Source organism: Auritidibacter ignavus (genome assembly GCF_029853775.1).
GTDB lineage: Bacteria > Actinomycetota > Actinomycetes > Actinomycetales > Micrococcaceae > Auritidibacter > Auritidibacter ignavus.
In genome coordinates this window covers 92,428-104,439 of record NZ_CP122564.1, presented here as the reverse complement: position 1 = coordinate 104,439, position 12,012 = coordinate 92,428, and the positions used below count along the sequence as shown (strand labels likewise).

The 12,012-nt window shown below is 59.6% G+C and carries 10 protein-coding genes; 5 read left to right on the top strand and 5 right to left on the bottom strand.

The genetic code is table 11. The features are described from left to right. Nucleotides 1-210: 210 nt before the first annotated feature. The 5 genes from hpf to mtrA form a co-directional block, all read right to left on the bottom strand. Nucleotides 211-909 (bottom strand): ribosome hibernation-promoting factor, HPF/YfiA family, encoded by a 699-nt coding sequence (gene hpf, locus QDX22_RS00440; RefSeq protein WP_110100253.1) that lies wholly within the window; start codon nt 907-909, stop codon nt 211-213. A gap of 125 nt (nt 910-1,034) precedes the next feature. Next, nucleotides 1,035-1,802 (bottom strand): ComF family protein, encoded by a 768-nt coding sequence (locus QDX22_RS00435; RefSeq protein WP_158524590.1) that lies wholly within the window; start codon nt 1,800-1,802, stop codon nt 1,035-1,037. A 169-nt stretch (nt 1,803-1,971) separates the two neighbouring features. Further along, nucleotides 1,972-3,723: an LpqB family beta-propeller domain-containing protein gene (locus tag QDX22_RS00430; protein ID WP_279717905.1), complete on the bottom strand. Its 1,752-nt coding sequence runs from the start codon at nt 3,721-3,723 to the stop codon at nt 1,972-1,974. After that, nucleotides 3,716-5,503 carry an MtrAB system histidine kinase MtrB gene (gene mtrB, locus QDX22_RS00425; protein ID WP_243857497.1) on the bottom strand — a complete coding sequence of 596 codons (1,788 nt, stop codon included), beginning with the start codon at nt 5,501-5,503 and terminating at the stop codon, nt 3,716-3,718. Before mtrB ends, QDX22_RS00430 begins: the two co-directional genes overlap by 8 nt. Before the next feature lie 8 nt (nt 5,504-5,511). Then, nucleotides 5,512-6,192 (bottom strand): MtrAB system response regulator MtrA, encoded by a 681-nt coding sequence (gene mtrA / locus QDX22_RS00420; protein WP_255410730.1) that lies wholly within the window; start codon nt 6,190-6,192, stop codon nt 5,512-5,514. Nucleotides 6,193-6,375: 183 nt separating this feature from the next. On the opposite strand from mtrA, the gene QDX22_RS00415 reads away from it, so the two are divergent. The 5 genes from QDX22_RS00415 (at nt 6,376) to QDX22_RS00395 (ending at nt 12,012) form a co-directional block, all read left to right on the top strand. After that, nucleotides 6,376-7,665, top strand: a complete 1,290-nt coding sequence (locus QDX22_RS00415) for a DUF7847 domain-containing protein (RefSeq protein ID WP_279717904.1) — start codon at nt 6,376-6,378, stop codon at nt 7,663-7,665. After that, the gene (locus tag QDX22_RS00410) at nt 7,656-8,336 is read left to right on the top strand and encodes a DUF4129 domain-containing protein (RefSeq protein ID WP_110109981.1); all 681 of its coding nucleotides are present in this window, start codon (nt 7,656-7,658) and stop codon (nt 8,334-8,336) included. The genes QDX22_RS00415 and QDX22_RS00410 overlap by 10 nt, the downstream gene beginning before the upstream one ends. Beyond that, nucleotides 8,333-9,625 (top strand): DUF4350 domain-containing protein, encoded by a 1,293-nt coding sequence (locus tag QDX22_RS00405; protein ID WP_279696040.1) that lies wholly within the window; start codon nt 8,333-8,335, stop codon nt 9,623-9,625. Before QDX22_RS00410 ends, QDX22_RS00405 begins: the two co-directional genes overlap by 4 nt. Then, a complete protein-coding gene (locus QDX22_RS00400) occupies nt 9,625-10,656 on the top strand; it encodes an AAA family ATPase (RefSeq protein WP_110100401.1) in 1,032 nt (343 codons plus the stop codon). The genes QDX22_RS00405 and QDX22_RS00400 overlap by 1 nt, the downstream gene beginning before the upstream one ends. A 63-nt stretch (nt 10,657-10,719) precedes the next feature. After that, on the top strand, nt 10,720-12,012 hold the full coding sequence (locus QDX22_RS00395; RefSeq protein ID WP_110098596.1) for a DUF58 domain-containing protein: 1,293 nt from the start codon (nt 10,720-10,722) through the stop codon (nt 12,010-12,012).

Sequence of the window (12,012 nt, the reverse complement as noted above, 5' to 3'; positions counted from 1 at the left end):
TCTCAGACCCTCAACGACGAAGTCGTCACAGGTCCAGGAACAAAGCATTCAACCAGACTAGTCTACGTGGTTTAACCTGGAAGAATCCTTAGTATGGGCTTTGTCCATGAGTGACCAAGATCTACAGTTCAGGGATGAAAAAGTGGCCTTGTTGCGTGTGCAACAAGGCCACTTCGAGGTCTATCACAGACCCTCAGTGGGCCAAGACGTTTAAGCGCTAGCTTGCTGATCTCGGTAAGCCCGGATTTGTTCGTCGGAACCTTCAGGTTCAGTGTCTTCACCCAGGCTGATCACGCCGTAGGACCAGCCACGTCGCCGGTAGGCCACAGAGGGACGTCCCGACTCTGCATCAATGAACAAGTAGAAGTCGTGGCCCAGTAGCTCCATGTTGTCCACGGCATCGTCGAGCGACATGCTTTCTGGCGGAAAAACCTTCTGACGGATGGTCACCGGTGCCTCACCGTTTTCTGCCAGGTGCCGTTCCTGTTCTTCACGCTCAGCTTCCTCGCGCTGGGCTTCTAGCACCTGTTCCACCAACGACACAGAGTTGTCCACGGGCACCGAATCGGCGGTGATTTCGCGGACCGAAACACGTTTGCGGTGAGACTTGCGCCGTTCCCGTAGCCGGCGCAGTCGTTCCTGAATCTTATGGAATACCTTATCGAAGGCCACCATTTGGTCGTCGTCGGAAGCTTCAGCACGCACTACGTTTTTGGGGCTATGTACGGTTAGTTCCACGGTCATCGACCCGGAGGCGCCGGTGTGAGATGGCTGAGCACCGAGCTTGATTTCGACCCGTTGGGCTTCTTGAAGTAGGGACTCGATTTTCTCGAGGCGTTCTTCAACATAATCGCGGAACGATTCCTTAATGGAAGCGCCGCGGGCTACATAGGAGATGTCGATGGCCATAATGTCCTCCTTAGCTAAAACAAGCACGGTGGTAAGAGAAGTTTAACCTCCCTTCACCACCGTGCTCTGTTGGTAATGCCGAGTCTACCCATTGATTGCCAGCTGTTCACGTTGCCATCTCCGGTTTAGCTCAAATCGTCGTGCGAATGTTTCTCAACCGTAGCGATCACCGCTGCTGCGAGCACCTCCCATCCCGCGGCTTCCAGAACTCGTGTGGCCCCGGCCAGCGTCGCCCCGGTGGTGAGCACATCATCAACGATCATCACCGGATACCCGGTGAGTTGTTGCGCAATTCCGCGTCTGACCCAGAATTTTCGTTCTGCCGCGGTGACTCGTTGGGCCGCGGTGCGACCAGCGTGCGATGTGCGGGCGTTTAATCTCCAACGATGTCGTAAAAACTGTCGCTGGCGTATGATGCCGGGCACGGGCGCTCTGGTCACCAGTGTGTCAAGCGGGTCGAAACCCCGACGGCGCCAACTAGCCGCAGAGCTCGGGATCGGCACCGCCACGACCGGCAGCTGCGTTGCGCTGGTGCCATATTGTTGTGCCACAGCGTCCCACACCAGGTCCCGGGCTACCAGCATCGACCTAGCCAGTGCGGGTGCAAGAAGCCGATGCAACCCGGTCCGGGAGTGGTCTTTGAACGCCAGGATCATGCGGGCTAACTCACGGGTGTATTGTCCTGTTGCCACCACCGGCAAGGGGCGGTCGGTGCCGGGTATAAAGGGAAGGGATGGTGCCCAGGACTCAGCACGTTCCGGATGAAGGAGTTGTGGCATCACGGTCTGCCGACAGTGGTGACAGAGGTGCTCGGCGGTGGCGTCGCGGCGCTGACAGACGACGCAGATGCGAGGCATGAGGATTCCGGCCAATTCACGGCCTGCAGTGCTCACCCAGCGCGCGCCAGGGTGTTCGCGAAGTCGATCAAGACGGCCTGCCCATCGCGTCAGACGAGGCCTCGGCGCCGGTGGCCTGGGTGGTTCGTGCCTGAAAGATCTCATCTTCCCAGTCTCGCGCTTTGCTGGTTGCAACCCCAGCTACACTCAGAGACTGTGGAGAATGTTAGCCGGGGTAGGACAAGTCGTCGGCGTTATCCTCTTGGGCACGCCAATTGGTCCCGACGCGGATATACACCTCGTCGTCGGTTTCGGCGTACACCGTGGCGTTGCCGGCCCCGGTCGAAAAGCCACGCATACCGAGCATGGGTTTAAAGGTCACGCTGGTGCCAGCCAATCCAATCATTTCCAGCTCGACGCGTTCGCTACTGGAGACCTCGCCGATCAGGACCTCGTTCATGGAGTACCACTGCACCCGGTTGGCCGGGGCTGCGGTTTCAACCACGAGTGGTTCCGCCAAACCCAACGGCTTACCCGAATCATCGCGGACGATACCGGAAATAAAGAGTTGCTGGGAGTTGTCCCGCTCTAAAATCATCGCGATCCGAGATCCTTCAGGAGAAACCCGTACGGCTTTAATCTCCCCATCCATCAACCACGGGACACTGATTTCCTGAACCTGTTCGCCGTCGAATTCGCTGGCGAACAATGTCTGTTCGCCACCTGAGACAGCGGCTTCGGCGTTCTCTGACTCCCCAGCATCCTCGGAATGCTCATCTTCAACGCTGGAGACAGTCCAGGCCCATCCCCTGTTGTCAAGTGAAGGAGCCAACAGATCGGTTCCAGACGCCAGTTCCTGAACCGCCGACCCGTTGGTGGCCCCAACCATCTGGGTGGAGTCCTCATTCAAGAACACAAAGCGGTTGCCTTCCACGTTCATCGTCGGCTCGTGGGGCCCCAGACTACTGACGTCTGCAACGCCAGGGATCTCGGTGATGTTGGAGCCCTGGTAATAGACCAGTTGGTTGGTGTCATGGTTGATGGCAATTTGACGAGCTCCAACGGAATACGTCGTGGGGGTCTCCCGGAACTGCGGATCAGGCTCTCCTGTATCCACATCTTCCAGCCCCACGGTAAGTTTCACATCCGAAATCCGTGGCCGGGTGCCCAAGGTCATCTGCAATTGATGCTCAATGCGTTGACGCTGTAGGGCGCTGGTGCCCGCCAGCGAATCGGCCTTCACATCGATCGAGGCTGTGCCGGAACTGATCGGTACCGATGGGCGAGCAAGTTCGACCTGCTCCATTGGGTTGGCCACAGCACCCTCCAGATAGCTGGCTGGACCGGTAATCAAGGCCTCGACGATGGCCGTGGCTTGACCGGGACGGTCAAGGAACCACCGGGTATCCGGCACGGCATTGTGGTAGTCGAAGTCGTAGAAGTACAGAGTTTGGGAGACAAACAGTGCCGAGAACTGTGCGCTGTCTAAGGCAATGCCGTCGGGTAGCTCAGAAATCCGCCACTGGCCGTCGACCTCAGTCAGCTTGATTTCCAGGGCTTCAGTCGTCTCCGATGGGAGCGGGGACATCACCCCCTGTGCATCCACCGCCGAATCAACCTCAAGCTGCACCGTGTAGGTATCGGTGTCTTCAGTCGAGACCACCGCCGGAGATCCTTGATACACCAAGGTACGGGCCAGCGGGTCCCATTGCTCAGCCGCCGAGTCTGTCAGGTAGCTCCGCGCCACAGCGAAGTCATCTTGAACCCCGGTCGCTGCCACAATGAACCCATTAATGATGGACTCGGGTGAGGCATCCTCGGCCGGTCCGGCAGGGTTAAAGGTGTGGGTGACCGATTCCCCTGTCGTACCCAAGTCTTCAGATTCTCCGACCGGACCAGACTGCGGCAATCGGGAACACCCAGCCAGCACCAGCGCACACGCCACCAGCACGACCAGTGCTCTGAGTGTTCTAGTCATCAAGCCCCCTCCGAGATCGTGGCACCAAGGCTTGCTCATTCACCCGGTCTGGCATTTCGTGGCCGTTCGCAGGTTCGTCTGGGCCGGGGCCGATTTCGGAAGCGCTACGACGCTCCGAGCACTCATATTCGGGAGGCAGTTGCAGCGGGTAGGGCTTGACGAGTTCTCCACCAACCTGGCGGGGTAAGACAAGACGGAAGGCAGCGCCGCGGTGGGGTTCGCCCCAAACATCGAGTTCGCCGTGGTGCAAGCGCGTATCTTCCACGGCAATGGCCAGGCCCAGACCGGAGCCTCCGGTGGTGCGTGTCCGGGCCGGGTCAGCACGCCAGAACCGGTCGAAAACACGCTCGAGTTCATCTTCGCTCAAGCCCAGCCCGTGGTCACGCACCACGATCGCAATCTCTGTCTTATTTCCGGCCACGATGACATCGACCGGTTTCGATTCGCCGTGTTCAATGGCGTTATTGATGAGATTGCGCAGAATGCGTTCGATGCGACGGGAATCGACTTCTGCGGTGAATTGGTCCCCTTGGGGCACAATGGATAGTTCGGTCTGGTTATTATCGGCCAGTGGCTGGGCAGTCAGTAGTACGTCGGCGACCAAATGCAACAGGTCGGTGGACTCACTGGCCACCTGGGCTGCCCCGGCATCGAACCGCGAGATCTCCAAAAGATCAGCGAGCAACGCTTGGAAGCGCTCCACTTGGTGATAGAGCAACTCGGTGGAGCGACGATTAACAGCATCGAAATCATCACGTGAGTCATAGAGCACTTCTGCTGCCATCCGCACCGTGGTCAGCGGTGTCCGTAACTCGTGAGACACATCGGAGACGAACCGCTGTTGAATCTGAGACAGATGCGCCAGCTGGGTGATCTGGTCCTGAATATTGTCGGCCATCGAGTTGAACGACCGAGACAACGTCGCGACTTCATCTTCCCGGTTGACATTCATGCGCACCGAGAGGTCACCCGACGACAACCACTGGGCGGTTTCGGCCGCCTGCTGGATGGGGCGTACCACCGAGCGGGTCGTCACCACGGCAATCACGACATTGAGCAAGATCAAAATCGCACCGGCAATGAGGAGCACGCTCATCACGTAATCCAGCGTGCCTTGTACTTCAGAGATGTCGTAAATGAAATACAACGCATAGTAGTTACCCGGCGGCAACACGACCTGAGTACCGAAGGCCAGCCCCGGATCTGTTGCCCCGCCGGTGTCAGAGGGAATGGCCACCGACTGCCAGTAGATCCCATCGCCTTGTTCGACTTGGCTCGCCAAGTCATCGGTGATGATGTCTTCACTCACGCCGGCTGAGGACATCGAGCCAACGAATTGGTTCTCGTCATCATCGAGGGGAACCAACACGAAATCGCGGGCAATGGCCCCCGAGGTATTGCCACTTAACGCTGCCAGGGTGTCGTTGACCAAAGAGGCCGTGGATTCTTCGTCAGCGGTTGCCGCGGAGTCAAAGACTTCTCGTGCTTGGCTCAGCCCGTGATTAGCCTCGGCCTGCACTTGATTAAACCGGGACTGGAACAGACCCGTGGTCACCTGATGAGTCAAGAACAGCGCCAGGATCAGCACGGCAATCACCGAGAGCAAAGCGGTAATCATCACCGTGCGTAGCTGCAACGAGGACTGCCAACGTCGCCAAAAAGTTTTGAACGGCCGAGAAAGGAAGCGATTCTTGCGCGGTTTTTCTGCCCGCTGGGCCTCAGGCGCTGCCGGTCGGGCGGTGTTTGCTTCGGAGGTCGTTTCTTCTGACTCGACGGACAAGGCTGCGCTCAAATCTGGCCGGCTTTATAGCCCACGCCACGAACAGTGAGAACAACTTCGGGATTATCTGGATCCTTTTCGACCTTGGAGCGCAAGCGTTGCACGTGGACGTTGACCAACCGGGCATCGCCTTGATGCCGGTATCCCCAGATTTCCTCCAACAACGTTTCGCGGGTCAGCACTTGCCCGGGACGACGGGCTAACGCGGCCAAAAGATCGAATTCCAGCGGTGTCAGCGAAATGCGTTCACCGTTGCGGGAAACCTCATGACCAGAAATATCAATTGTCAGATCGCCAATAGTGAGGCTCTCCTGAGCACGGTGGTCGGTTTCGCGCAACCGGGCACGGACACGGGCCACCAACTCGGCGGGCTTAAAGGGCTTGGGCACATAGTCGTCGGCTCCAGCTTCTAGCCCACGAACCACGTCGGCGGTCTCAGATTTAGCGGTCAACATCACCACCGGCACGTCTGATTCCATGCGGATCTCGCGCAGAATGTCAATGCCGTCCTTGCCGGGAAGCATCAGGTCCAACAGCACCAGCTCCGGGCGGATCTGACGAAACATCTCGTTAGCTTGGTTGCCATCAGCGCAGAAATACGGTTCAAACCCGTCGTTGCGCAAAACAATACCAATCATTTCGGCTAGGGCTTCGTCATCATCGACGACCAAAATCTTGGGTGTAGCCACCGCTTCCCTCCCGGCTCGGACTATATGATCCCAGACCACCAGCATAACCGAGCCGGCCAATTTCGCCGCGGCGTGTTGCATGCGCGCGCCCCGCAACTCACCCTGTTTGCACCGCAAAGTTGTCCTATAACATATGAACTAGTCCGAGTCTGAGCGGGCCGAGTCCCCAGAAATGGAGAGATCGTGAGCTTCTATCCACCCCCGGGCCAAGGCCCCGGCACACCCTATGGAGGGTACCCACAACACCAGCAACCCTCGGGGTGGGGACCATACGCCACACCGCAACCACAATTGATGCTCACGGTGTCCCGTCCCGGCACGATCCCGCTGACTCCGTTGAGCATCGGCGATTTGTTTAGCGGGGTTTTCGCAACGTTGCGCACCGCACCTGGGGCCGTGTTGTTGCATGGGCTCGGCTACGGTCTCGTCACGTTTCTTTTGTACCTGATGGCAGTCGCCCCGGCTTTCGTCACCATGTACGTCGCGTTCACCACGGTGCTTGATGGGGGCCTACCCACCTCGGAACAGATCGCATCCGGAAGTGTGGCGATAATCGTCCTTCCAATGCTGGCATTGGTGTTGCTGTTCCTCGCGTCGGTATTTTTCCCGGGGCTGGTAGCCATCGTCACCATGCGCGGTACGATCGGTACCTGGACCGGATTCTTTCAATCCTTCCGCCTGTTGCACGGTAGCTACTGGAAGCTCATTGCTTTGTCGGTACTGATCAATATTGCCGTCATCGCGCTGTCGGTGCTCGCGTTCCTCTTGATCGTTTTCGCTGTTGCCGTCCTGGAGATCCCTGCGGAGCTCTTTGCCGTGATCATGATTATTGTCATCCTCACCGGGGGGATTCCCATAGTCTGGCTGACGATCAAGCTGATGCTGGCCCCGACGGTGATCGCGGTCGAACAAGTAGGCCCGTTGACCGCGCTTCGTCGTTCCTGGGTGCTGACCAATAATAATTTTTGGCGTTCTTTGGGGATGACCTTATTGGTCACTGTCTGCATCGTTATCGCCAGATGGGTGATTTCTATTCCCTTGGCTATGCTGGCTCCACTCTTTCTGGCTTCGGCCGGAAACGAAGCGGAAGCGCTGACCGGCTTCCTGCTGGCTCAGGTGGTCATCGTCGGGGTCAGCAGTGTGGTCTCCGGGGTACTGTATGCGCTGTTCACCATCTTCATTGCGTTGCTCTACACTGACTTGAGGATCCGACGTGAAGGCATTGGTGCCCAGCTAGCCCACGATGCTGAATCCATCTCGGGTCCCATCGATGAGTTCAGTATTGATCCGACCAAACGCCGTAGCGATTCTCAGTCGGCCGATCTCGTGCCGGGTCGCGACGTGCATTGGCAGCCCACACCGCCACCGGCAGGTGCACCATTCACCGGACCGGCGGGACCGAATGCTCCCTACTATCCGCCACATCCGCCCATTCCATCTAACCCACCCATGGGGCCGCCGACATGGTCATGATGTCCCCGCCACTGACCCCAGACGCTGAGCAAGCCCGCCAGTGGACCGAAGAAGAGCTGTCCAAACCCGAATACGCGGAGGCAGATCCCGGCCCGATCATTGAGCTGATCGATAACCTGGTTGAGTGGTTTCAAGACCTGGCCACCGTCGAATTCTCCGGTAGCGGCGAACTGGGTGTGATCGTGCTAGCCCTGGCGTTAGTCGCCCTGCTGATTGCCTTAGTGTTGTGGTTACGGCCGGGCCGCACCGGTCGGGTCAAGACAACATCAACCGACGAGGTTGAGGTCGCCGCTGACGTTACGGCCACGGAGTATCTTGACCGGGCCCGCCGACATGTGGCCGAGCAGGACTATGCCCACGCACTGGCCGATGCGTTACGGTCGATGATCCGCGACGGGCAACAACGGGATCTGGTCTCAGAACGTCCTTCCCTCACCGCGACGTTTGCCACGACGGAACTCGCCGAGGCCTTCCCCCCATTCACCGAACAATTGGAACAAGCCGCCGTTCGCTTCAATGCCACGTTCTACGCCCACCAATCCCCCAGCGCCACAGATGCCACGCAGATGATCGAGTTGGCGGAAAAGCTCCACCAAGCCAAGCCGGCCCCTGCCACACCCCGCGATGACAGCGTTCCCGCTCAGCACGCCAAGGATCTGGTGCCCCGATGACCGCAGCATCCTCTCTACAGTCTTCGGCACGTACCTCACAGACCGGTTCCCGTCAAACCGGTATCATCGTGGTGTCGGTCATCGCCGGAATTCTGGTGCTCGCCGGCGTGGTGTTTTATGCCTTGCTCCCCAGCACCACTCAGGGGATCCCCTATTCCACCGACAATCCCGGCCGTTATGGTTCCCAGGCCATGACACGCATCCTGGAAGATCGCGGTGTCTCGGTCCACACCGCTGCAACGGTTGATCAGTTGGAAGGTCAACTCAACCAGCATCCGGACGCCACGGTGGTATTGATCGATGAGAACAACAACCTGGCTTCGGCGCCCCATGATTCACGGCAACGCGCCGCGGAGGCCATTCCACCATCCCAGCTGGTGATTTCAACCTCATCCCCGGAGCTACTCGAACACTTCACCGACGAGTTCTCGCGGGACTACGCCACCGTGTCCAGTCACGACGGCGGGATCACTGCGGGCACGACCGAGGACTGCCAGCTGGAGCACGGGCGGGTCGCCGGTGAGATTGATAGCTCTTCCTGGGCGGTATCGGTCCCCCGCACGCAGCGTGAGTCCGGCCAGATCTCCACGTGTTTTCCCGTACCCGAGAACGCATCCTCCGACCAAGCCACGGCGCTCCTGGCCGAAACAGCAACCGGGATCACGGTACTGACCTCTCCGAAGATCTTCACCAATGAACGGATCGACGAGCGAGGCAATGCCGCCTTGGCCTTACGCCTGGCCGGCTCGCGCGAGGACCTGATCTGGTATACCCCGGACTTCACCGAGCTCTTGGACTCCGATGCTCCGCTGTCTGAGGCGCAACTGCCTCGTTTCGTGGTCTTTGGAATCTGGTGGGCGGTCGTGCTGGCCGTGCTGGCCATGTTCTGGTTAGGACGTCGCCACGGCCCGATCGTGCGCGAGCCATTGCCCTCGGTCGTCAAGCCGGCCGAAACCACGGTGGGCCGAGCCCGCATGCACCGACGTGCCGGACACCACCTTCAAGCTCTCGAGGCCTTGGAACAGGCCACGTTGCGTCGCATCGCCCACAGCATGCGATTAGGGCGCAACACCGACCCGCAAACCATCATGCGCCAGGCTGCACTCCACACCAACCAGCCGGTCCAGGACATCCAGCAGCTCTTCAAGATCAGCTCCGGACTCGTCCCAGCCCACGGTAGCCACAACGTTTCCCCCGAGGAGATGGTGACCACTGCCCAAGAACTCACAGATTTTGAACATCTCATCGACCAGGTACTACGCCCCGATCACGGGAGGAGCACGTCATGATGCACCAGCCACCGGCTTTTCCGCCATCCCAGCCACCCCAGGGTCACCCCCCACAGGACCAGTCTGCGCGGGCACAGTCGGCAGACGACCTGCGGGAGGCACTCAACCAGGTGCGTGGCGAAGTGGCTAAAGCCGTCGTGGGCCAGGACCAGGCCGTGACTGCATTGCTCATCGGTATTTTGTGTCGGGGGCATGTGTTGCTCGAAGGGGTCCCCGGTGTAGCCAAGACGCTTTTGGTCCGGTCAGTGGCCAAATCGGTGCAACTAGACTCCCACCGAGTGCAATTCACCCCGGATTTGATGCCCGGCGACGTCACCGGCTCGCTGGTCTATGATTCCAAAACCGGGGAGTTTGAATTCCGCAAGGGCCCGGTGTTTACCCACGTGCTGCTCGCCGACGAAATCAACCGCACCCCACCGAAAACCCAAGCTGCCTTGTTGGAAGCCATGGCCGAATACCAAGTCTCTACCGACGGGGTAACCCGGCGGTTGCCGGACCCGTTTATGGTGGCAGCCACTCAAAATCCGGTCGAGCACGAGGGAACCTATCCCCTTCCGGAAGCCCAACTGGATCGGTTTTTGCTCAAGGTGGTGATGGATCTTCCCGAGCGCGATCAGGAACGAGAGATCCTGCGCCGTCATGCGGCGGGTTTCTCGGCCGCAGATCTCGACGCCGTGGGCATCCAGCCGGTGGCCGAGGAAACGACCTTGCTCAAAGCCCGCGCCTCGGTGCAACAAGTCGCCACCGGTCCAGAGATGCTCAGCTACATCACGGACATTGTCCGCGCCACGCGGCAATCCCCCTCTTTCCAGTTGGGTGCTTCCCCGCGCGGTGGTACCGCTCTGATGCACTGTGCCAAGGCTTGGGCTTGGCTATCGGGCCGCAACTTCGTCACCCCCGACGACGTGCAGTCGCTGTTGCTACCGACCCTACGCCACCGGGTGTTGCTGCGCCCGGAGGCCGAATTGGACGGTGTCGATACCGACCAAGTCTTGACCGGACTACTCTCCAGTGTGCCGGTCCCCCGCTAAACACCGTCTCTTTCCGTCCTCTCCCACCATCCTCGACACACCAAAGGCAGGTAGCTACGAGTTATGGTCATCTCCTGGCGCGCGATGATTCTGGCTATTATCGGCCTGTTTCCCATCCTGCTGTTTCCGCGCTGGTCAACGCTGGGGTTGTGTGTGCTCGGGCTGATCGTGGTGCTGTGTGCGGACGCACTGACCGCCGTTTCGCCTCGCCGGGTGTCCTTCTCCCGTTCCGCGCAAGGCAGTATTCGGCTGGGTGAAACGACTACCGTTCAGCTGGTGGTGACCAATCAGAGCTCCCGAACATTGCGCGGTTCGGTCCGGGATGGGTGGCAACCCACCGCTCAGGCCGACAGCCCGGAACAACCGGTCACGATTCCGGGCCAGGAGTCCCGCCGGCTTTCCATGCACCTGACCCCCACTAGGCGCGGCACACTGCGCTCCCGAATCGTCACGGTCCGTAGCTGGGGCTGGTTGGGGCTGGCGGGCAAACAATACACGCATCGCGCCGAGGGTGCGATCACGGTGATTCCACCGTTCAACTCCCGGCGTCACCTGCCCTCGAAGCTAGTCTCGCTGCGGGAAATGGCCGGGAGGTCGGCGGTCTTGACCCGCGGGGCCGGCCACGAATTTGATTCTTTGCGCGAATATGTCCGTGGCGATGACGTCCGCGATATTGATTGGCGGGCTACGGCCCGCGCCCAAGAACTGGTGGTACGCACCTGGCGACCGGAACGGGACCGTCGGGTGTTGATCCTCATCGATACCTCCCGCACCTCGGCCGTGCGGAGCGAAGACGGCACCCGACTGGATACCGGCATTGAGGCCGCGCTACTATTAGCGGCACTGGCTGATGCTGGCGGTGACCGTGTCGAAGTTATCGCCCTGGACCAGAAAGTTCAGGCCCGGGCCTCTTCCACCCGTCGTGGGAAACTCTTGCACCAGATTGTCACGGCGCTGACCGATGTATTCCCGCGGCTGGTGGCTGCCGATTTCACCCAGGTGTCCTCGCTCATCTCTCAGACCGTGAAACAACGAGCACTGGTGGTACTCATTACGGCCCTGGACACCGCAGCCATTCAGCAAGGTTTGCTCCCGGTGTTACCGACGATTGCGCGCAAACATCAGGTGGTGCTGGCCTCGGTCACCGATCCGGAGCTCGAGGCCATGGCGGCCGAACGCGAAGACCTCGAGACGGTCTTTCAGGCCGCCTCGGCAGAACAAGACGAACATCGTCGAGCCGGTCTGATTGCCCAGCTACGACGGTTTGGCGCCGAAGTGGTCGAAGCCGATCCGCAGGATCTCCCGCCCCGGTTAGCCGATACCTATCTGCATCTCAAAGCTGCGGGACGGTTGTAG

Bases quoted from the DNA above. Each gene is read 5' to 3' on its own strand.
- hpf (WP_110100253.1), bottom strand. From the start codon at position 909: ATGGCCATCGACATCTCCTATGTAGCCCGCGGCGCTTCCATTAAGGAA.
- QDX22_RS00430 (WP_279717905.1), bottom strand. From the start codon at position 3,723: ATGACTAGAACACTCAGAGCACTGGTCGTGCTGGTGGCGTGTGCGCTG.
- QDX22_RS00410 (WP_110109981.1), top strand. From the start codon at position 7,656: ATGGTCATGATGTCCCCGCCACTGACCCCAGACGCTGAGCAAGCCCGC.
- QDX22_RS00405 (WP_279696040.1), top strand. From the start codon at position 8,333: ATGACCGCAGCATCCTCTCTACAGTCTTCGGCACGTACCTCACAGACC.
- QDX22_RS00400 (WP_110100401.1), top strand. From the start codon at position 9,625: ATGCACCAGCCACCGGCTTTTCCGCCATCCCAGCCACCCCAGGGTCAC.
- QDX22_RS00395 (WP_110098596.1), top strand. From the start codon at position 10,720: ATGGTCATCTCCTGGCGCGCGATGATTCTGGCTATTATCGGCCTGTTT.